This window comes from Pedobacter frigoris (assembly GCF_005116445.1).
GTDB classification, from domain to species: Bacteria; Bacteroidota; Bacteroidia; order Sphingobacteriales; family Sphingobacteriaceae; genus Pedobacter; species Pedobacter frigoris.
This window is the reverse complement of record NZ_SWBQ01000004.1, coordinates 249750-271086: the sequence shown is the minus strand read 5'-3', so window position 1 is coordinate 271086 and position 21337 is coordinate 249750. Positions and strand designations below refer to the sequence as shown.

Below are 21337 nucleotides of genomic sequence, written 5' to 3'. Positions count from 1 at the left end.
AAGTTAAAATAATAATAGGCCAATTGCTAAAAACGTTGAAAAATCAGGGTTTGGATTTCTTCTTTTTTACCACAACTTTCCTTCTGATCCGTAATGGACGCTCTGCCATTTCTATTGGATGCCCAAGTAAATCACGGATTACGACAGAAGCACAGACACCACCAAAAGCTGCCGGCAAATAAGAGACGGTCCCATAAGCCGAACGCTTAAAATTACTCCCGTCAGTCAGGATCAATGAATCCCTGTTCGTTTCTTCAGTTGAGAATACTGCTTTGACCTTTTCTGTATTTGGCGCTTTGCGTAAGCGCTTACGGATATAACTTGCAAATACACACTGATAGGTATCCGGCAGATACGTCACTTGTAACTTTGTCGGATCCATTTTACCCCCCGCACCCATAGAGCTTACGATTGGCAGGTTTTTTTCAAGCGCCGTATTTAACAAAGTGATCTTAGGCATCACACTATCAATGCAATCCATCACATAATCATATTTATTCTCCAGCAATTCACGGCACTTCTCAGGTGTAAGAAAAGCGCTGACTACATGTAGTTTCAAATCGGGATTAATGGATAGCAAACGCTCCTCCATAATAGATGACTTAGCTACTCCATGGTTGGTAGCCAGTGCCGGCAACTGCCTGTTCCGATTACTGGGATCAACGACGTCACCATCAACAATGGTCATCTCTCCTATCCCAGATCGACAAATGAATTCGGCGGCAAAAGAACCTACTCCCCCCAATCCAATCACCAAAACATGCTTACTTTTTAATTTTGCGATACCATCATCGCCTAACAGTAAAGCAGAACGAGAAAGCCAAGTAACGTCAGACATATGTTAATTTTTTCCAGTCGGCAAAAATACGTGCTTTAAGATCTTCCACGTAACATTTTTTCAAATTGGCAGCTGTTTCATAGATTTCTTCAATCGTAACTTCCGAATCATCAGTCTCCAGGAAAAAGTTGTCAGTACTTTGAATCAATTTCGAAGCGCCTGAATCCGCTTTTAAAATAGCCGCCCCAAAAGACAATACAAAGCCCTTTTCCAATAGCTTTCTGCCAAGATTTTCATGCTTATTAAACCCATGTATCACCATTGGAACTGTTACTTTCATTTTATCCTTAACAGCCATTAATTCCGGGAAAGCCCTTACGCAATGCAAAATCAGAGGTTTTTTTATGCTTTCAGCCAAACCAATATGCTTTTCAAGCATTAGGATCTGATCCGGCAACGGTTCTCCCTTCAACCTGTCCAGGCCACATTCGCCGATCATCTTTACATTTGGTCGTTGCGCTGCCTCACCCAGTCTTTCAAAATCTACATCAAACCGCTCCTTACCAGCATACCAGGGATGGAGACCCACAGATATCGGGTCATACGGAGGCAATACCAACGAATAATCTGTGAGTGAAAAGCTTTGAATGCTCAGTACATTTTCGCTCTTCCCTGAATGATGTGTGTGGATATTAAAAAATTGCATAGATAGTTGACAAGTAATTTATAAATTCACCATTAAAATTAAATATATACAGATGAAAAGGATTCTCATATTATTTATAGCAATATTCCTCTCAACAGCAGGATTTGCTCAGGAAAAAAAGCAGGCAGTTAACCTTTACAATCCGCAGGCAAATGCCCGTGCAGATATCGATGCTGCTGTTGCTAAAGCAAAAAAGGCCGGTAAGCATGTGTTTTTACAGGTTGGCGGCAACTGGTGCGGCTGGTGTATTGCATTTCATAAACTGGTAGAAGAAACTCCGGAACTAAAGACTTATCTCAACTCGAATTACGAAACAGTATTGGTAAACTACAGTCAGGAAAATAAAAATGCCGCTGTTTTGGCTAGCTTAGGTTACCCTGGACGCTTTGGCTTTCCTGTATTTGTAATTCTGGATGGGAATGGCAAAGCCATCCACATCCAAAATTCTGCCTATCTTGAAGAAGGCAAAGGCCATAGTGTAAAAAAAGTAATGGACTTCCTCAAAGGCTGGACAGTAGCGGCGATTAAGCCGGAGAACAATGCTTACTGACCGTCGCCGTATTTAAAAACCCCATTCACAGTAACAGGCAGTTTACCTGTAGGGATCAATTGGTTCTTAAACACAGCTGCAGCTGCCTGTTGCATAAAATCTTCCTTCTGATAAGCTACCAGCAAGGCCTTGCTATTTTCCAGTCCAGGCAATGCCGACAGGTTATAAGGGTTTGCAAATAATGCAAATACCGCACTACTCAATGACATATCCTTAATAAACATTTTCAGATCGGCGCTTAAAACCATGCCATTACCAGGACGCGTACGTGTATCATGAATTCCGATGATGATCTGATCAAATGCCTTAAGTTCCCGTAAAACCTTTGCAATTTCATTGGCCGTTGCATTTTTGTCCAATGTATAGAAAATTGCATTTTTATAGTAGGCGCCAAGTTCTCGCTGAAATGTAGTTACATTAGGAGTACCAATACTGATGATTACTGTACGCTTGTCTATAGATAGGCTTTGGATAGCAGATTTACCTCTCAACATCGTCATCGATGCATCAGCCAATTGCCGGAGCAAAGCCAGACTTTCAGGCCTTGTCACTCCCTGAAGTACATTGTTTTCATCAACAGTGTCTTTACGGTTTAAACCGGTCCAATATTTTGCCGCGAGGATTTTTTTCACACTTTCATCTATTCTCTCCATGCTGATCCTGTCCTGTCTTACAGCTCTGCGGACCAATTTGATTGCCCTGTCGCTATTCTCAGAAAGTTCAAGTATATCATTCCCGGCAATAACGCCCATCACATCTGCTTCTCCATCCTTGAAGTACTTGACCACGCCCTTCATTCCCATTGCGTCTGAAATGATCAGGCCCTTAAATCCCAGCTCTTCTTTCAGGATCCCAGTCACAATTGGCTTAGACAATGTAGAAGGCATATTCGGTGCATTATCCAGAGCAGGTATGTTCATGTGTGCGATCATCACTCCGGCTGCGCCTTGCTTAATCAGTTCCCTGAAGGGATAAATTTCCAGGCTATCAAGACGTGCTTTAGTAAACTTCAATTGAGGAAGGTCATAATGAGAATCTACATCCGTATCCCCATGACCGGGAAAATGTTTAAGACTAACCAACAGTCCGCCATCCTGCATTCCCTTCATATAAGCCCCTGCCTTCTCGGTCACATTGTACTTATTCTCACCGAAGGACCTGAAGTTAATTACTGGATTCTGTGCATTATTATTTACGTCAACATCAGGTGCGAGATTCATATGCATACCGATACGCTTATAATCTTTAGCGACTTCCAAACCCATTTTATAAAGCAACTCTTTATTTTGAATGGCTCCAAGCGCCATCTGATAAGGATATGAAATGGTACTGTCCAAACGCATGCCCAGCCCCCATTCTCCATCAGAAGCAATAAGCAGAGGAACCCTTGATAAAGATTGATAGGTATTGGTCAAAATAGCTTGCCTGCCGGGGCCTCCCTGAAAAAATACAAGACCTCCGATTCTTTCCTTTTTAATGACCATTCCGATAGAATCTTCATACGCCTTACCCATATTGGTATGCGCCCTGACAAAAAACATCTGAGCTATTTTCTGGCGTCTGCTCAATCTATTGAAAACTGAATCTACCCACTCGTTCTGTTCTTCTAATATTTGCAAATATTCTTTTTGCTGTGCTTGTACATGGATTCCGGTAAATATCACCGTATAAAAAAACAGGGCAACTGCTAAGTAATGTTTAATGGTCATTCTAAATATGTTGGTTAAAATCCAAAGTTAATGAAATTCAATTGTGATAAAAGCTTTGTATATGGTGAACCTGGTTCGCAATGCCATTAAAAAAGTGGCCCTTTTGGGGCCACTTTCAGGATTAATAGGAATATTATCCTCATGTATACAATAAGGGATCAATTTCTTTCGCGCTTCCGTTCATTGTCTTTGTTAGATGTCTGATCAGATCTCTGACCGCCTCCATTTGTTATGCCTTGTTGTTTCTTATCTTGTTTCGCATTATGATACATACGGTCAGAAGTAGACTTTCCCTGCTCATTACCGGTATGCTTTACGTCTTGTTGATTTTTCATAATCAGATGATTTTATTTTAAAAAACGATTACTTTAATACTTACTCTTGACATAATAACGAACCAGAGATATTTTTGTTTCCTCTAATCCTATTTTTATTAAAATGTATACCCAAGCGACAGTGCGAATCCACTGTTTTTAATCTTGTCCTGATTTACATTATCTTTCAGCGCTTTTTGAAAATCCATACTATATCTTCCGTTGATATTGATATTCGGCGTAATGCTATATCCAAGACCTATTGCACCACCTGCCAGGGATTTACTGAAATTCTCGGTGCTGGTCGTTTCTGTCTGAGGATCATTATTTGCTTTAATGGTCGATTTTTGAGCAAGCAGGAATGAAACCTGTGGTCCTGCAAAAACTGTCAGTTCCGGCGTGGCTTTGTATCCAATCAGTACCGGAATGTCCAGGTAAGAAACTGTAGCATCAAATGTACCTGTATTACCAGCTACTGTCGCTTCCAGTTTTGCTCCTTTTTGAACATAAGAGATTTCTGGAAGAAATGCAAAACCGCCACCCATTGGAAGATCAGCATATATACCTGCCTGAAATCCCACTTTAGAATCTGTTGAATAGTATTGATCTGCAAATTGGAATTTACCCATTTTCATGAGGTTAGCACCTGCACGAATACCAAATTTCATCTTATCATTTGCTGCTGCTTGTGATGTCTGCGCTTTTGCTTGAAAGGCTAAACTGCTTACAGTTAATCCTAGTCCTATAATGAATAATTTTTTCATAATTTCTGTTTTATTTTTGATGAATGCAGTGTAATAACCATGCCAAACATCTGAAAACAACCCCTGAAACTGAGGAAATAAAGAGTGCAAAGCACTGTAAAACAATTAATTAGAACACAATCACAGCAAAAATAAACAGCAACATACATTAAGTCTGTATACAAAGCGAAGAGTGTCTTAAATGAAATACAAAAGCACAAAAAAAGCCGCTGATCAGGCGGCTTCTCAATTAAAATTTAGGGTTTTATTTTAGAATTTAACACCTAGCCCAAGAGAAAATACCTGGTTTTTAAATTCAGGTGTTTCCTTTGTACCGTCTTCGTTATTTTTTTGGAAATCAAGTGCATAACGACCGTGTATATCAAACTTGTCATTGATGTCATATCTAAATCCAATCAATCCGCCTACAAGACTTTTTTTGAATCTGTCTGATTTATCCTCAATGATTTCCTGCTCTGCTGTTCCAAAACCGTTCTCAAACTTATTTTTTGTTGATACTAAAAATGAAACTTGCGGACCCGCTACCAGGTTCAATCCACTTCCCCCAAGATTGATACTTGCAAGAATTGGGATATCAATAAAATGTGTAGTTTGGGTAAAATCACCAAAAGCCGTTTCAGCTTTATACCCTTTTGTGGCGTATAAAAGTTCCGGAGTAAAGGCTAATCCTTTAATCAAGTTGATATCTAGTGTAACACCAGCATTAAATCCCGTGTTCACTTTAGTTTTAAAATCGTTGTTGCCATCATCCTTGATGATGTTCGGTAGATTTACACCTGCTTTAACACCCAATCTAATTGGACTTTGTGCATTTACTGCACCTGCTGCGAAAAGGCCTAAGGCCAGAATAATAATCTTTTTCATGTGTTATAGTTTTTAACCGGATGATGAAAGAAATGTGCCAAACATTAACCCTCACATTAAAAAACCTTTCCAAAACACCAGTAAAGTTTATTTATGACTTACAAACCAACACTTTAAATTGAAAAATGACCATCTGTTTCACATACAGTAAGCAACAGCATGTTGTATCGAATTTGATACAATCTATTAAATTATGAAGCGTCAAAACATTTTTAGCTATGTAGCTAAATATTTCACATTGTTTCCTTTTACTTTCGAAAATGATTGTTTATACTTACGTTTAATTACACATTATTCCAAACATACGTATGAGCGAATATATTTTATCCTTTGATCAGGGAACAACAAGTTCAAGGGCGATTGTATTTAATAAAGAAGGTAGTATTGTTTCGATAGCGCAAAAAGAATTTGAACAAATTTATCCGAAACCAGGATGGGTAGAACACAATGCTGCTGAAATATGGTCTACTCAGGTAAGCGTGGCTGCTGAAGCCATAGTAAAAGGTGGGCTAACACCAACAGACATCGCGGCTATTGGTATAACAAATCAGCGTGAAACCACCGTGATATGGGATAAGAAAACAGGAGAACCTTTATACAACGCAATAGTATGGCAAGACAGGCGCACCTCGGGATTTTGTGATGAACTCAAAGCACAGGGAAAAGCAAAGGAGATACAGGAAAAAACAGGCTTGGTACTGGATGCCTACTTCTCTGCGACAAAGATCAAATGGATTTTAGACAATATGGCGGGAGCCAGAGAACAAGCCGCTGCCGGAGATCTTGCATTTGGCACTATAGACTCGTGGTTAATCTGGAAATTGACAGATGGAAGGGTGCACGTGACAGATGTGAGCAATGCATCGAGAACGATGATCTACAACATCCATACTATGGATTGGGACGAAGAGCTACTCCGGCTTTTTGACATCCCAAGAAATATACTGCCTGAAGTGAAATCATCAAGTGAAGTATATGGAGAAACAACAGGGAATGTTTTTGCTGCAAAAATTCCGATAGCAGGTATTGCCGGTGATCAGCAGGCCGCCTTGTTTGGACAGATGTGTACTGAAAAAGGAATGGTGAAAAACACTTACGGTACCGGATGTTTCATGCTGATGAATATTGGCGATAAGCCAATTGTATCACAAAATAACCTTGTAACCACAATTGCCTGGAAAATAAACGGCAAAGTACAATATGCGCTTGAAGGAAGTATTTTTATTGGAGGCGCAGTAGTACAATGGCTGAGAGATGGGCTGGGTATCATCAATACTTCTGCTGAAGTGGAGGCACTTGCAATGCAGGTGCAAGACACAGGCGGGGTTTACCTGGTACCGGCTTTTGCCGGCTTAGGGGCTCCGCACTGGAATCAGGACGCAAGGGGTACTATTACAGGCATTACAAGAGGCACAACAAAGGCACATCTGGCCAGGGCAGCCGTAGAAAGTATTGCTTTTCAAACGATGGAAGTCTTGAAAGCCATGGAAGCAGACTCAGGACTGAACATCAAAGAATTACGTGTAGACGGAGGCGCAACATCCAATGACATGCTTATGCAGTTTCAAGCCGACATCCTGGATACCACTGTAATACGCCCGCAGGTGACAGAAGTTACCGCCTTAGGTGCGGCATATCTCGCTGGATTGGCGGTAGGATACTGGAACAACATGGATGACATCAGCGGACAATGGAAGATAGACACCAGCTTCAAATCCGGGAAAGCAGATGATATCGAAGACAGAATCAAAGGCTGGAACAGAGCGGTGAAAGCAGCCAAAGCTAATGCAGAAAATTAATTATTTACAATATAAAAGAAAATAAGATGTCAGCATTTTCAGCCGAAATACTCGGCACCATGTTTATGATACTTTTAGGCAACGGGGTCGTTGCCAACGTAGTTTTAAATGGAACCAAAGGCAATAATGGTGGATGGATAGTAATTACTACAGCCTGGGCTTTTGCCGTATTTGTAGGCGTTGTCATCGCCGGACCGTATAGCGGGGCACACCTAAACCCTGCCGTTACAATCGGGCTTGCTTTGGCCGGAAAATTCAGTTGGGCACTAGCTCCGGAATACATTGCTGCGCAATTTATTGGCGCTATGGCAGGCTCACTATTTGTGTGGCTTCTTTATAAAGACTTTTATAAAGGAACCGCAGATCAGGGAGCAAAACAGGCTACTTTTTGTACCGCTCCAGCCATGCCAAATACAATCTCAAACTTGTTCAGCGAGATTCTTGGCACTTTTGTACTGATCTTTGTGATCTTCCATTTCACTGATGCAGCGATGGGCACAGAGAAAACACCCATCGGTCTTGGCTCTATCGGTGCTTTGCCTGTAACCTTTTTAGTATGGGTAATAGGCTTATCATTAGGAGGAACCACCGGATATGCCATTAATCCGGCAAGGGATCTTGGCCCAAGAATTATGCATGCCATATTGCCAATAGCTGGCAAAGGCGGTAACAACTGGGGATATGCGTGGATTCCGGTAGCAGGGCCGCTAATCGGTTGTGCGCTTGCTGCGCTATTGCATTCTTACATTAAGATTTAAAGAATTTGCATTCGCTTATTTAAGGCGGAACGATAAGCATCTGAAACAGGGACAAGCATCTTGTTGATGATCAGCGTTCCGCCTTCTAATGTATCTATCTTGCTTACATTAATGATAAACGAGCGATGCACCCTCAAAAAAACAGCTTGTGAAAGCTTTTGCTCTACCGATTTCAGGGAAGAATGGATACTGTAAACACGTCCTTCAATATATATCTTAACATAGTCACCCATCGCTTCCATATATAAGATTTCACCGACTTTAATTCTTCTCACCACATTGGAATCTCTGATGAACACAAACTCATCTTCCCTATTACTTACAGACAGGTTTTTGGTTTTCAATATTTCTCTCGCTTTCTCTACTGACTGTAAAAAACGCCCAGGTACAATCGGTTTTATTAGAAAATCAACAACATTCAAGTCGAATGCCTCGGCCGCATAATTAACGGTTGAAGTTGTAAAAATAATCATTGGCCTTTTTCCTTCCAGGCTCTTCACCAACTCTATTCCTGTCATGCCCGGCATCTCAATATCCAGAAACAATATATCTATCTGGCTGGCAATAATCTCCCTGTAAGCCTGAATAGCATCATCGCACTCTCCAATCAGTGTAAGAGAAGAATCCGTGCTGATCATCTGCTTTAATACTGTTCTGGCAAGAATATCATCGTCTACAACTAAACACTTCATGAGGGCTAAGGATAAGTAACTAAAAATAGAGATAATAACGAATAATTTTAAAAATGAACAAAATGAACAGGAAATTTCCGTTATTCGTCGGGAAGTTATGCCTTTCTGCCTATCCCTCATTCCATTAGGCTCAGGTAGCGCGTAATTTTGGTAATGTTATAAAAGTTAAAACCTATAAAAAATGAACAAAATCCTTTTAACACTAACATTAACGATCCTTTATTCTCAATTTGTAAACGCGCAGTCAGGACACATGAAAGATCCTGTGAGCTTTAAACTAAAAAATGGACTTACAGTAGTCGTAGCCGAAAATAATGAGGCTGCAAAAGTTTTCTCCAGTTTTACTTATGAGGCTGATCTTATAGATCAAATTAATAAAACAGGCGCTAAAGAAATATTAACTGCAATGCTAAACAGCACTGCTGCATCACAAGCAAATCAGGTTAGCTTTACTGAAAAAGGAGGCAACATCAATGCCGTGACATCAGATTTTGAGATGGCCTTGCAGGCTTTATCCGTTTCTGTACAGGAACCTATGATGGAACAGGAGCTGTTTGATAAATACAAGACTGAACTGATACATAGCGTAAAAGCAAGAGACCGCTTCTATCCGGAAACCTTTACAGAAGAAACGCTGGCCGGTTTGACTTTGAATGATGTAAAGACGCTTTATGATGCAATGTCTATTCCTTCGAAATCATACCTGACCATTGCAGGGAACATTACAACCGGACAGGCCAAAATTCTAGCTAAGAAAGCATTCGGTAGCTGGAAAGCAGTAGCTCCGACCGAAATCAGCAAATAACATTTTGATTAGAGGCTAGCCGAAAAGGTTAGCCTCTTTTTATTTTACAATCGTTCTAAATGTCAAATTCACACGTGGCGTAGATACGGTTTTAGTAGGCGGCAATCTATGCAGCCAATGCGTCTGAGTAGTGTCTTTCATAACAAGCAGGCTACCATGTGATAGCACCGTCGAAACCTTTGCCTTACTCTCTTTATGCTTAAACATAAATTTGCGTTCGGCACCAAAACTCATAGAGCCAATTGCACCATTCTTTTTCAGGTCCTTTTCCCCATCACTATGCCAGGCCATTCCTTCATCTCCGTTATGATAAAGATTAAGCAAACAGGAATTATAAGTCTCTCCCGTTACCTTTTCGGCAATATCCTTTAATTCAAGAAGCGTTTTTGTCCAGGGTAATGCACGTTTAGTACGATTAGAGTAAGTGTATTCAAAATCCAGCTCTCCATACCAGGCTACTTTCCGTTTGGTAAAAATGTGCCTCCCGAAAATAACAGCTTCATCATTCTTCCATTCAATCTCTGTAAGCAGGATCTCCAGATACCTATCAGCCGCCGCATCAGGCATAATACGACCATAATAATTTACGGTACCATCATAAGGCAAAAGATTCACACTTTCCTCCTTCCCATCCTATAATAGCTGTTTTTCGGGTAACGCCCCACATATACCCACCAAGATCTCCTGTAGATTGTATCACACGATGACATGGGATCAGAAAAGCCACAGGGTTACTCCCTATCGCTGTACCAACAGCCCGCGATGCCTTCGGTTTTTCTATATTTTTCGCAATGTCACCATAAGTACTAAGTTTACCCATAGGGATTTTCAAAAGAGCTTCCCATACTTTTAGCTGAAACTCAGTCCCCTTAAGGTGTAGTTTTATTTCGGGCAACTTCTCCCAGTCATTTTGAAATACAAAAAGCGCATTCTGCTGCATTAAATCCAATCTTCGATGAAAAGAGGCATTAGGGAATTTTCTAATTAACGCATCTAGCGCGATAGTTTCGTCTTCTTCAAAAGCAATATGACACACCCCCTTTGTTGTGCTTGCAATAACCAGATTACCAAAAGGACTTTCCGCAAAACTATAGTTAATCAGCAGATCTTTTCCCCCATTTTTATATTCTGCAGGTGTCATTCCCTCTATATTCACAAACAGATCATGCAATCGGCTGGTGCCGGACAAACCCGTTTCGTATGCCGCTTTAGACAGTGTTGCCTGCTGCTCTTTTAACAATCTTTTTGCATACTCAATACTGGTATACTGAAGAAATTTCTTAGGTGTTGTACCAGCCCATTTAGTAAACATCTTTTGAAAATGAAACGGACTTAAGTGAACTTTCTCTGCAACCTCATCCAGATTAGGCTGCCGTTTAAAGTTCTGCCTGATATAATCTATTGCTTCAGCAATGCGATGATAGTTTATTTTTTCCTGAACTTTCATGATCATTTATTTACAACAAAGATCGGGCAGAATTAGTCGCCATAAAATCCGAAACTTGCGGTTTTAAAATTACGCTTTTCATCCGGATCATACTGTATAGCCCCTAAATAGAGTGTAGTACTTACCAGATCGCCCGCAGCATTCACGTATATCATATAGTTCCTGACCTTCAAAACCAGGATGCAATCAATAAAGAAGAATAGAAGACTCATATAAGGAATTTTAAGGCAAACAGGTACCTTACCCTTACAACGCTCTTTTTAGCCCCTTATAAATTACTTAGGAGTTAGGTAAATATCGCAAAATACCAGGGGCATAAACCAGTAAAGCCCGGCAATGCCGGGCTTTACTGGTTTATGCGGAGAGGGCGGGATTCGAACCCGCGATACCCTTTTGAGGTATACACACTTTCCAGGCGTGCTCCTTCAACCACTCGGACACCTCTCCTTTTTGCGGATTGCAAAAGTAGAAAAATTTTCGAATGCTAAGGAATATTAATCGATAACAGTGATCTTTAACATATTGGTTTTACCTTTTTGTTCCATTGGAATGGCTGCGGTATTGATGATCACATCTCCACTTTTAATCAGTTTCTTTGATTTCAGCAAGTCATTTACGTCCGTAATGGTCTCATCAGTACTTTCAAACTTATCGTAATAGAAGCCCTGAACTCCCCACAATAAACTTAAACTGTTTAACAAACTTCTATTGCTGGTGAAGATATAAGTATGTGCTTTCGGCCTGTGACTCGAAATTTCAAACGCAGTATATCCGCTCAAAGTCATAGAAACGATACCGACTGCATTGGTTTGTTTTGATAAGAAACATGCTGAATCACAAACCGCATCACTTAAGAAAGTACTAGCTTTTGGCTTAAGGAATTTCTCCGGATGGAATGGATAATTGTTGGTTTCGATATTTTGAATGATCTTTTGCATGGTCTCGATAACGATTAGTGGAAACTCCCCTACTGATGTTTCTCCACTTAACATTACTGCATCAGCTCCGTCAAGTACCGAGTTCGCCACGTCATTTACTTCTGCACGCGTTGGTCTTGGTGTAGTAATCATACTTTCCAGCATCTGCGTAGCAACGATTACAGGTTTAGATGCGGCACGGCATTTCTGAACGATCATCTTTTGTAGCAAAGGAACTTCTTCCATTGGCATCTCCACTCCCAGGTCACCACGGGCCACCATGATACCATCTGATACTGCAATGATTTCGTCAATATTAGCGATCGCTTCTGGTTTTTCTATTTTGGCAATTACACGCGCAGTTTTTCCTCTTGCTTTAATGATCTCCTTTAGCTCAATGATATCTTCTGCATTACGCACGAAAGACAATCCGATCCATTCTACATCATTTTTTAGAACGAATTCGAGGTTTTCACGATCTTCAGGAGTTAGTGATGGGATGGAAACCTTAGTATTTGGCAGGTTGACACCTTTTCTTGAAGTCAGTATACCTCCGTGAACTACCTCGCAAACCACCTCATCTACAAGATTGGTTTCGATTACACGCATCTGCAGCTTACCATCATCCAAAAGAATGATTTCATTTGGTTTTACATCTCTTGGAAAAGCATCATATGTGATATAAATACGCTCCTCATCACCCACACATTTCTGAGTGGTGATAACCGTTCTGGCTCCGTTAACCAATTGTATACCACCATCCTTAACCATACCGATCCTTATTTTAGGACCTTGTAAATCAGCGAGTATACCTACGTTGTAGCTGTATTTTTCATTGATACCACGGATGGTATCCAATACTTCCTGGTGATCCGCCTGAGAACCGTGTGAGAAATTCAGACGGCAAACGTCTAATCCCGCATTGAACATGCTATATAAAACTTCAGGTTTAGCGGACGCAGGACCTAACGTGGCCACGATTTTTGTTCTGGAATGAAATGGTTTCATTAGTTACTTAAATTTATTACTGATTGGCAAAATGAAAGTTTTTTTACACAAAAAACCGATGCCAATCGGATTATTAATGTTATTTATCTAGTCTTGTAAATTCAAATATAGTGTATTTAATACACCTTCTATATAAAATTTACATTACCAAATTTTGATTTGATTTCAATTTATAAGGATCAATCTGTGCAGCTACCTGTATATCAGATAGTTTATTTAATCCGGTTAGGATAAAATTGAGATCTTCTTTATCAATGTACTGGTGAATGATCATGAAAAAATCAACCTTATTCATTTCAGGAATTAAAAATCCTTCCGCATTCCTGTTGCTGAGAATATAATATTCGACTTCACCCTGTTCGACAAAGAAATAATACCTGGAAAACGCAAGTGGTTCTTCATCAATATTAAAGTAAACTTCGTGATCATCAATCTTCTCAAAATTAAAATTAAGGCTGGTATTGATTTTATGACAAAGCATGTAATCCTTCAAAGATGCAGTCACGGCAATTAATACAAAATCCAGGTCTAATGATAGTTTTAAGTAAGTTTTGTTCAAAACAGAATAATTTTACGGGAATACGAAATTATAAAACTAATTTTACTTTAATGTTCCAAATAAAAACATTAAAATTGGTAGAGAAATAAAAACATTTGAAAAGTGTCAGAATTTATTTTTCTTTGCACTGAATTATTTAACCATTAAATTATAATCATTATGTCTGATATTGCTTCAAGAGTTAAGGCTATTATCGTTGAAAAATTAGGTGTGGACGAAAGCGAAGTTACCCCGGAAGCTTCTTTCACTAACGACTTGGGTGCGGATTCTTTAGATACAGTAGAACTTATTATGGAGTTTGAAAAAGAATTCAATGTAGCAATCCCTGATGATCAGGCTGAGACCATTGGTACAGTTGGTCAAGCAATTGCTTACTTAGAGAAAAACGTTAAGTAAAAATACGGTCTCCGTATAATCCGTATAAATGGAATTAAAAAGAGTAGTAGTTACAGGGTTAGGTGCGCTCACTCCTATCGGCAATACCATTCCTGAGTTCTGGAATGGTTTGTTGAACGGTGTGAGCGGCGCCGGCCCTATTACCGGTTTTGATACGTCAAAATTCAAAACCAAATTTGCATGTGAGCTTAAAAATTTCAATCCGGAAGATTTTCTGGATAAAAAAGAGGCGCGCAAATTAGATCCATTTGTTCAATACGCCCTGGTATCCACAGATGAAGCCGTAAAGGATGGTCAATTTGATTTTTCTCAAATGGACACCAACCGTGTAGGCGTTATCTGGGGTTCGGGTATTGGCGGTTTTAAAACGTTTCAGGATGAAATGAAGGGCTTCTTTTTAGGCGATGGAACTCCACGCATAAATCCGTTCTTTATTCCAAAAGTAATCATTGACATTGTTCCTGGGCATATTTCTATAAAATATGGACTCCGGGGACCAAACTTTGCTACAGTTTCTGCTTGTGCTTCTTCTACTAATGCAATGATTGATGCATACAACTATATTCGTCTGAATATGTGCGATGTGATCATCAGCGGCGGTTCTGAAGCCATTATTAATGAAGCTGGCATTGGTGGATTCAACGCAATGCATGCACTGTCAACCCGTAATGATGATCCTAAAACTGCATCCAGACCTTTCGACAAAGACCGTGATGGCTTTGTAGCAGGAGAAGGCGCAGGGACAATCATTCTGGAAGAACTGGAGCACGCCAAAAAGCGTGGGGCCAAGATTTATGCCGAATTGGTAGGCGGCGGAATGAGCGCAGATGCCAATCACATTACTGCTCCACATCCCCAGGGATTAGGCGCCAGAATGGTGATGACGAATGCCCTTAATGATGCTGGATTAACTACTGCAGATATTGATTACATCAATGTTCATGGTACGTCTACCCCACTTGGTGATGTTTCTGAAAGTAAGGCCATCGTTGATCTTTTCGGCGAAGATGCTTACAAACTGAATATTAGTTCCACAAAATCAATGACAGGTCACCTATTGGGAGCTGCGGGCGCCATTGAGGCAATCGCATCTATCCTGGCTGTTAAAAATGATATTGTACCTCCTACAATTAATCATTTTACTGATGATCCTGACTTTGATCCGAAATTAAACTTCACTTTCAATAAGGCAGAAAAGCGCAATATCCGTGCAGCACTAAGCAATACTTTTGGCTTTGGTGGTCATAATGCATCTGTGATATTCAAAAAATACGAAGAATAAAATGCTTTGCGGAGGCTATGTCGGCTTCCCTTTAATTTTTGCTACAATTAATGTCAATACTTGACCTATATAAGCTTTACCTGTCAGCAGATAAAGACTTTATAAAAAAGTTGAACAATATTTTAGGCTTTGTGCCGGGAAATACCGTTTTATACAAAATGGCGTTCAGGCATAGGTCTGTAGCAAAAATCCTCAAAAATGGCAGTCGGAGCAGCAATGAACGTTTAGAATTTCTTGGGGATGCGATCCTGGGCTCGGTAATCGCCGAATTACTGTTCAAAAGCTATCCTTATAAGGAAGAAGGTTTTTTAACCGAAATGCGTTCTAAAATTGTAAACAGGGCCAATTTGAATCAGCTGGCCCGAAAAATGGGATTTGATCAGCTGATCGTATTCGATCAAAAAACTGTAAACGTACAGACTAAGCACCATTCTATGCTTGGTGATGCATTTGAAGCGCTTATTGGAGCTATATACCTCGACAAAGGGTATAATTTCACCAAAGACTTCTTATTAAAAAGAATTGTAAAGCCTTATATCGATATCCATACGCTGGAGCTAACTGAGACCAACTTTAAAAGTAAATTGATTGAATGGTGCCAGCGCCACGGTAAGGATATTTCTTTTGATATGGTACAAAATGGCGAGGGTGAAAGCACTAAACTCTTTACGATACAAGCTGTAATAGAAGGTGAAAGCTGTGGGATAGGCCGCGACTACAACAAGAAGAATGCAGAAAAACTTGCTGCAGAAAAAGCTTGTGAAATGCTTTCCATCTAATAACCTCTATTTTTTCCTCAAGGTGTCTGTATACTTTTTATAAGAATCCTTAATGTATTTTAAGGCGTCGTAATCGGCCCATTTTTTTGCGTTCTCATATTCAGGCCTGTAATTCAACATGAATCCTTCAAGGTCCTTCTCTCTCAAATCAGTATTGCGCTGAATGATATCTTCATTAAAAAAGCGATCGATCAATGTTTGCTGCATTTCGTTTTCATAATAACGCCCGAATCTCCTTGCGTTTCTTGGCGTACGTCCAAACAGTTCGTAAACAGCTGTCAGCGGCTTGAAAATAAATGCTAAAAAAGGTGGTTTTCCCTGGTAAAAAGAGCCTTTATTTTTGTATTCTCTCTTTATATCATCTAACTCGGCCTTTTTAGACTGTCCATAAATCTTCACCTCTTTAAGGTTTCGATCCCTACTCAGGTAAATGATCATATCCTTTGTTGAGGCAACAGCTGCTGTAAAATCAGAATATTCTCTTTTGATAATTAAAAGTGTATCCCCAATGGCTGCCTTGATTTGAAAAAGTCCGAAGCTACTGCTGCTTACCGAAAGACCCGTCCTCTGGTTAATAATTTGTGCTTCAGCTATTCTCAGGTTTGCATCTTTCTCTTTAACTACACCGCCAATCAAATAGGTCTGGCCAAAAGAAACGCTGACTGAAGAAAGAAAAAGCAGTACAATTACGAATATATATAAACAATTGGGCCTCATGATCTACCGAATATTTTTGTAAACTTAACCAATGTTTGCCATTCACCTAAGTTAAAAAAAGTTAAATGAGTTTGAAAAGGCAATAAATTATATCTTTGCACATGATAAAATCAATGACAGGATTCGGCCTGGCCTCTGCTGATCACGAAAATGTAAAGTTTGCGGTAGAGATTAAATCTTTAAACAGTAAGTTCCTGGAACTTAATTTGAAACTTCCCCGTGCCTTTTCAGACAAGGAATTATTATTGCGCAACATCTGCAGTAAAGAAATTGAACGTGGTAAAGTAAATGTTTCCATCAATATTGAGCGCAGTGAAGAAAACTTAAAGGGGGCGACCATCAATGCCGCTCTTTTAAGCAAGTATTACAAACAACTGGAGGAAATCAATATTAATCTCTGTGCCAATTCTAACAATCTTTTGCAGGCAGTACTTAATTTTCCTGATGTCATCAGCTACACAGATGAAGATGTTGATGAGAAAGACTGGGAAATTCTAAATCAAACTTTCAATAAGGCGCTGGACAACTTTAACCAGTTCAGAATTACAGAAGGACTAGTTTTAAAAGCCGACTTAGAGTTGAGGATAAAAAACATTCTTCAGTTCTTTTCTGAAATAGAGATCTTAGAACCTTTAAGGATTCCATTGATTAAGAATAGATTACTGTTGTTTCTGGAAGAAAATGCCGGAAAGATAAATGTAGACCAAAACCGTTTAGAGCAGGAACTGATTTATTACATTGATAAACTAGACATTACAGAAGAGAAAATCCGTTTAAGGAGCCATTGTGATTATTTCATCGAAACCTTAAAAAACAAAGATGCCAATGGCAAAAAGCTAGGTTTCATTTCTCAGGAAATCGGTCGTGAGATCAATACAATGGGAGCAAAAGCAAATGATGCGCAAATGCAACAATTGGTTGTCGGCATGAAAGAAGAGCTTGAAAAAATTAAAGAACAATTATTAAATGTTTTGTAAGCCCTGGGCTGAACGACAAGAACATACAAATGAAACAAGGTAAACTCATCATATTTTCGGCACCTTCCGGAGCAGGAAAAACTACCATCGTAAAACACCTGCTTAAAAAATTCCCATCACTTAGCTTTTCTATATCCGCTACAACCCGCGAATCGCGCGGCGACGAGCAAAATGAAAAAGATTATTACTTCATTTCTAAAGAGGCATTTCTACATAAAGTGGCCCATCAGGAATTCGTTGAATTTGAAGAGGTATACAACGGAACTTTCTACGGGACTTTAAGATCTGAGATAGAGCGCATCTGGAACAATGACCAGCACGTGATTTTTGATATCGACGTTGAAGGCGGATTACGTTTGAAACGTAAATATGAAGAGCATGCCCTGGCAATTTTTGTTCAGCCCCCATCTTTGGAAGTGCTCAAAGAACGTTTGACAGGCCGTGGCACAGATAGTAAGGAGAAACTTGCTGAGCGTTTCATTAAGGCCGAAAAAGAACTGAATTACGCAAGTAAATTTGATGTGATCCTTAAAAATTTCGATCTTGATACTGCATGTGCAAAGGCAGAAAAACTTGTTGGAGATTTTATTGAGAGCTAAGTCATCGCATATATGAAAACAGGGTTATTCTTTGGTTCTTTTAATCCAATCCATACCGGTCATCTAATTATAGCAAATTACATGGCCAGCTTTACAGGATTAAAAGAGGTTTGGCTGGTTGTGTCACCACACAACCCGCTAAAGAACAAGAATAGCCTCAGTAATATGTACGACAGGCTGGAAATGGCCAGACTTGCTACTGAAAATGCTGGTCACATTAAAGTTAGCGACATCGAATTTGGACTACCACAACCTTCTTATACAATAGATACGCTGACCTATCTGCAGGAAAAGTATCCCGGTAAAGAATTTGTGCTGATCATGGGTGCTGATAATCTTTCTTCATTTAAAAAATGGAAGAATTATGAGATTCTGCTGAAGAATTATCAACTCTATATATACCCAAGACCACATATTGATCTGTCCGAATGGAAAGATCACCCTTCAGTTATCATCACTGAAACTCCGCAAATGGACATTTCATCAACGTTTATCCGCAAAGCCATAAAAGAGGGCAAAAACGTTCAATATTTTGTTCCTGACAATGTACTTTCGTTTATTGACGGTAAAAATATGTACCGTTAGTTTCTATACATCAGGAAGATCGTTGGCTTTTTATGCAGGTCTATTCTCTCCTGGCGCCATTGTCCGATCGACATCGTTTTTACAAATTCCTCTTCTCCCGTCAGGTTACAGGCTACACAAAGCAAAGTTTGACCTGCTGTATTTTTGAGGATGTCTTCAAATAAATGGTTATTTCTAAAAGGAGTTTCAATAAACAGCTGAGTTTGTTTCTTTGTCTGTGCCAGTTGCTCCAATTCCTTAATCTTCTTCCCTCTCTCCACTTTATCAATAGGCAAATACCCATGAAATGTAAAACTCTGCCCATTAAATCCGGATGCCATCAGTGCCAGTAGAATCGAACTGGGGCCTACCAGGGGTACTACCTTGATGCCGCGCTTATGTGCTTCTAAAACAACCTCTGCACCAGGATCCGCTACCCCGGGACATCCCGCTTCACTCATCAGTCCTACATCTTTTCCAGTCATCAGTTCTTTAAAGTAAGGAACCATGGAATCATTGCGCTTATGTTTACCATAATCATGGATCACCAACTCGCTTTGTGGGATTTTTATACCTGCTTCTTTTAAAAATTTACGGGCAGTTTTCTCATTTTCTACAATGTAAGTACTCAAAGAATTGATGGTATCACCAAGAAATGCCGTAAAAGATTTTTGAGATGCATTATCCGCTAGAGGAACCGGAATGAGAAATAAAGTGCCTTTTTCCATAAATTTTGATTTGTGTACAAAAGAAGAAATAATTTATCAGAATGTATCTCGCTTATGGAATTATTATCATTTCAGCATCTTATTCCTGATTAACAGGTAATATGTTGATATATTATTTGTAAATTGTTTAAAGCTGAGACAGATTATACATCTGCCATTCCAGCACTTAAACCAATATAATTACGTTATAGCTTATAATCATAATGTAATATTTCTTAGACACATTAAACTTTTGAGTGGAATTGGAACTCAAATTGATATATAAAGAGCGTTAGGTAAATTAAACACACACACAAAATGAAACACATGATCAAATTACCGGCTATTGTGCTGGGGCTCATGCTCCTTCTAACCGGGACCACTCAAAAGGTTATGGCACAAGACGAGGATATTTCCTTACAGTCATTTTATGACGAGTTATCCCCTTACGGAACATGGATTCAGGATCCTCAGTACGGATACGTATGGAGGCCGGATGCCGATCAGGGAGATTTTAGACCTTATTATACCAATGGCCGCTGGGCGATGACAGAGTATGGAAATACATGGGTATCGAACTACGACTGGGGTTGGGCACCATTCCACTATGGAAGATGGGTGTACAACAGGTATAATCAATGGGTATGGATTCCAGATACTGTTTGGGGACCGGCATGGGTAAGCTGGAGAACCGGAGGTGGTTACTATGGCTGGGCACCTATGGGGCCTGGTATGCATATCAATGTCAACTTTAACATTCCAGATCTTTGGTGGGTATTTGTTCCGCAGAGAAATATTTATTACAATAGTTTCCCGCGTTACTATTCACGTAGAAATGTGACCATTATTCACAATACAACCATTATTAACAATGTTTATTCAAGAGACAGACGTAATTACTATACCGGCCCTAGAGTAGACGACATCAGACGTGATACGAGACAGGCGGTACAGGTTTATGATGTAAACAGGGTGAGCAGGCCCAGCAGAAGCGGAATCAGCGGAAATAAACTGGACATCTATTCTCCACCGAGATCAAGCAGAGGAAATAATGACAGAGCTGCTGCTCCAAGAAATGTAGTCCGTGGTGAGGGTTATGCCAGTGCAAGACCTGAGCGTGACGGCGGCAACTCAGGTTCAGTAAGAAATCCTTCAGATAGATCCTCAAGAGGAGATCAAGGAACAAATAACGGTGATTTTAGAGGAAACAACAGCAATGGCAGACCTGACAGGACTCAGGGCACACTTCCTTCAAGAGAAAGAGAGACAAGAGGAGATCGTCCGCAGCAGAATCAGTCAGTTCCTTCACAGCGTGAGAACCGTCCGGTGGATCAGCAGAACAATGGCCGTCCGCAAAGACAATTACAGCCGGAAGTAAGGCAGGCACAACCTGAGACAAGACAGGAACAACCGAGACAAGTGCAACCCCAGGTAAGACAAGAGGCTCCAAGGCAACAAGCACCACAACGCCAGGAAAGACCAGTGCAACAGCAGCAGTCTCAGCCTCAGCGTGTAGAGCAAAGCAGGCCTTCCAGAAGCAGCGGCGCTGAAAGCAGAGGCAACGAGGGAGGCGGGAGAGAGAGTTCGTCTTCAAGGCCTACAAGATCGGGAAGGGGTTAATCACACCATCCTTCAATACTTAATTG

25 protein-coding genes and 1 tRNA gene are annotated in these 21337 nt (G+C 40.1%); 11 read left to right on the top strand and 15 right to left on the bottom strand.

Going from position 1 to position 21337, the window contains the following annotated elements; genetic code table 11:
* Positions 1–43: 43 nt before the first annotated feature.
* Both FA047_RS15025 and FA047_RS15020 read right to left on the bottom strand, forming a co-directional pair.
* Positions 44–838: a tRNA threonylcarbamoyladenosine dehydratase gene (locus tag FA047_RS15025; RefSeq protein WP_136836895.1), complete on the bottom strand. Its 795-nt coding sequence runs from the start codon at positions 836–838 to the stop codon at positions 44–46.
* Positions 831–1484, bottom strand: coding sequence for a TatD family hydrolase (locus FA047_RS15020; protein WP_136836894.1), 654 nt, complete (start codon positions 1482–1484; stop codon positions 831–833). The genes FA047_RS15025 and FA047_RS15020 overlap by 8 nt, the downstream gene beginning before the upstream one ends.
* Positions 1485–1536: 52 nt before the next feature.
* Here FA047_RS15020 and FA047_RS15015 point away from each other — a divergent pair, with 52 nt between their 5' ends.
* On the top strand, positions 1537–2034 hold the full coding sequence (locus tag FA047_RS15015) for a thioredoxin family protein (protein ID WP_136836893.1): 498 nt from the start codon (positions 1537–1539) through the stop codon (positions 2032–2034).
* Here FA047_RS15015 and FA047_RS15010 read toward each other — a convergent pair.
* The 4 genes from FA047_RS15010 to FA047_RS15000 form a co-directional block, all read right to left on the bottom strand.
* Entirely contained in the window at positions 2028–3743 is a 1716-nt protein-coding gene (locus tag FA047_RS15010; RefSeq protein ID WP_136836892.1) for a glycoside hydrolase family 3 protein, read from the bottom strand. The genes FA047_RS15015 and FA047_RS15010 overlap by 7 nt on opposite strands.
* Before the next feature lie 158 nt (positions 3744–3901).
* The gene (locus FA047_RS20540; RefSeq protein WP_169304421.1) at positions 3902–4078 is read right to left on the bottom strand and encodes a hypothetical protein; all 177 of its coding nucleotides are present in this window, start codon (positions 4076–4078) and stop codon (positions 3902–3904) included.
* A gap of 98 nt (positions 4079–4176) precedes the next feature.
* Positions 4177–4821, bottom strand: a complete 645-nt coding sequence (locus FA047_RS15005; protein WP_136836891.1) for a porin family protein — start codon at positions 4819–4821, stop codon at positions 4177–4179.
* 249 nt (positions 4822–5070) lie between these two features.
* Entirely contained in the window at positions 5071–5685 is a 615-nt protein-coding gene (locus FA047_RS15000) for a porin family protein (RefSeq protein WP_136836890.1), read from the bottom strand.
* A 308-nt stretch (positions 5686–5993) separates the two neighbouring features.
* Between FA047_RS15000 and glpK the strand changes: the two genes are divergently transcribed.
* Positions 5994–7484 carry a glycerol kinase GlpK gene (gene glpK, locus FA047_RS14995; RefSeq protein ID WP_136836889.1) on the top strand — a complete coding sequence of 497 codons (1491 nt, stop codon included), beginning with the start codon at positions 5994–5996 and terminating at the stop codon, positions 7482–7484.
* 26 nt (positions 7485–7510) lie between these two features.
* Positions 7511–8242, top strand: coding sequence for an MIP/aquaporin family protein (locus FA047_RS14990; RefSeq protein ID WP_136836888.1), 732 nt, complete (start codon positions 7511–7513; stop codon positions 8240–8242).
* On the opposite strand, the gene FA047_RS14985 is transcribed toward FA047_RS14990, so the two are convergent.
* Positions 8239–8934, bottom strand: coding sequence for a LytR/AlgR family response regulator transcription factor (locus tag FA047_RS14985; protein WP_136836887.1), 696 nt, complete (start codon positions 8932–8934; stop codon positions 8239–8241). The genes FA047_RS14990 and FA047_RS14985 overlap by 4 nt on opposite strands.
* Before the next feature lie 181 nt (positions 8935–9115).
* On the opposite strand from FA047_RS14985, the gene FA047_RS14980 reads away from it, so the two are divergent.
* A complete protein-coding gene (locus FA047_RS14980; RefSeq protein WP_136836886.1) occupies positions 9116–9739 on the top strand; it encodes a peptidase M16 family protein in 624 nt (207 codons plus the stop codon).
* A gap of 39 nt (positions 9740–9778) precedes the next feature.
* Here FA047_RS14980 and FA047_RS14975 read toward each other — a convergent pair whose 3' ends face one another.
* The 6 genes from FA047_RS14975 to FA047_RS14950 form a co-directional block, all read right to left on the bottom strand.
* Positions 9779–10354, bottom strand: coding sequence for an alpha-ketoglutarate-dependent dioxygenase AlkB family protein (locus FA047_RS14975; protein WP_225872748.1), 576 nt, complete (start codon positions 10352–10354; stop codon positions 9779–9781).
* On the bottom strand, positions 10335–11186 hold the full coding sequence (locus FA047_RS14970) for a methylated-DNA--[protein]-cysteine S-methyltransferase (protein ID WP_136836884.1): 852 nt from the start codon (positions 11184–11186) through the stop codon (positions 10335–10337). Before FA047_RS14970 ends, FA047_RS14975 begins: the two co-directional genes overlap by 20 nt.
* A gap of 32 nt (positions 11187–11218) precedes the next feature.
* Positions 11219–11398 (bottom strand): hypothetical protein, encoded by a 180-nt coding sequence (locus tag FA047_RS14965; protein ID WP_136836883.1) that lies wholly within the window; start codon positions 11396–11398, stop codon positions 11219–11221.
* Positions 11399–11545: 147 nt separating this feature from the next.
* Positions 11546–11633, bottom strand: a tRNA-Ser gene (locus tag FA047_RS14960).
* Positions 11634–11680: 47 nt separating this feature from the next.
* Positions 11681–13111, bottom strand: coding sequence for a pyruvate kinase (pyk, locus tag FA047_RS14955; RefSeq protein ID WP_136836882.1), 1431 nt, complete (start codon positions 13109–13111; stop codon positions 11681–11683).
* Between the two features lie 139 nt (positions 13112–13250).
* Positions 13251–13670, bottom strand: coding sequence for an IPExxxVDY family protein (locus FA047_RS14950; protein WP_136836881.1), 420 nt, complete (start codon positions 13668–13670; stop codon positions 13251–13253).
* A gap of 159 nt (positions 13671–13829) precedes the next feature.
* Here FA047_RS14950 and FA047_RS14945 point away from each other — a divergent pair, with 159 nt between their 5' ends.
* The 3 genes from FA047_RS14945 to rnc are packed head-to-tail and all read left to right on the top strand — an operon-like array spanning position 13830 to position 16127.
* Complete coding sequence (locus FA047_RS14945; RefSeq protein ID WP_008508386.1) at positions 13830–14066, top strand: acyl carrier protein; 237 nt, start codon at positions 13830–13832, stop codon at positions 14064–14066.
* A 28-nt stretch (positions 14067–14094) separates the two neighbouring features.
* Positions 14095–15348: a beta-ketoacyl-ACP synthase II gene (gene fabF / locus FA047_RS14940; protein WP_136836880.1), complete on the top strand. Its 1254-nt coding sequence runs from the start codon at positions 14095–14097 to the stop codon at positions 15346–15348.
* Positions 15349–15398: 50 nt separating this feature from the next.
* A complete protein-coding gene (rnc, locus tag FA047_RS14935; RefSeq protein WP_205943321.1) occupies positions 15399–16127 on the top strand; it encodes a ribonuclease III in 729 nt (242 codons plus the stop codon).
* Positions 16128–16133: 6 nt separating this feature from the next.
* Here rnc and FA047_RS14930 read toward each other — a convergent pair whose 3' ends face one another.
* On the bottom strand, positions 16134–16844 hold the full coding sequence (locus FA047_RS14930; protein ID WP_136836879.1) for a hypothetical protein: 711 nt from the start codon (positions 16842–16844) through the stop codon (positions 16134–16136).
* A gap of 113 nt (positions 16845–16957) precedes the next feature.
* Here FA047_RS14930 and FA047_RS14925 point away from each other — a divergent pair, with 113 nt between their 5' ends.
* From FA047_RS14925 to nadD, 3 genes are read left to right on the top strand one after another with little or no spacing between them, the layout of a single operon-like run.
* The gene (locus FA047_RS14925; protein WP_136837113.1) at positions 16958–17821 is read left to right on the top strand and encodes a YicC/YloC family endoribonuclease; all 864 of its coding nucleotides are present in this window, start codon (positions 16958–16960) and stop codon (positions 17819–17821) included.
* 29 nt (positions 17822–17850) lie between these two features.
* Complete coding sequence (gene gmk, locus FA047_RS14920; protein ID WP_136836878.1) at positions 17851–18420, top strand: guanylate kinase; 570 nt, start codon at positions 17851–17853, stop codon at positions 18418–18420.
* A gap of 12 nt (positions 18421–18432) precedes the next feature.
* Positions 18433–19005 carry a nicotinate (nicotinamide) nucleotide adenylyltransferase gene (gene nadD / locus FA047_RS14915; protein WP_136836877.1) on the top strand — a complete coding sequence of 191 codons (573 nt, stop codon included), beginning with the start codon at positions 18433–18435 and terminating at the stop codon, positions 19003–19005.
* Here nadD and FA047_RS14910 read toward each other — a convergent pair.
* Positions 19002–19712 (bottom strand): SAM-dependent methyltransferase, encoded by a 711-nt coding sequence (locus FA047_RS14910; protein WP_136836876.1) that lies wholly within the window; start codon positions 19710–19712, stop codon positions 19002–19004. The two genes, nadD and FA047_RS14910, sit on opposite strands and share 4 nt — an antisense overlap.
* Before the next feature lie 297 nt (positions 19713–20009).
* Between FA047_RS14910 and FA047_RS14905 the strand changes: the two genes are divergently transcribed.
* Positions 20010–21311: a DUF6600 domain-containing protein gene (locus FA047_RS14905; protein ID WP_136836875.1), complete on the top strand. Its 1302-nt coding sequence runs from the start codon at positions 20010–20012 to the stop codon at positions 21309–21311.
* The last annotated feature ends 26 nt before the right edge of the window (positions 21312–21337 follow it).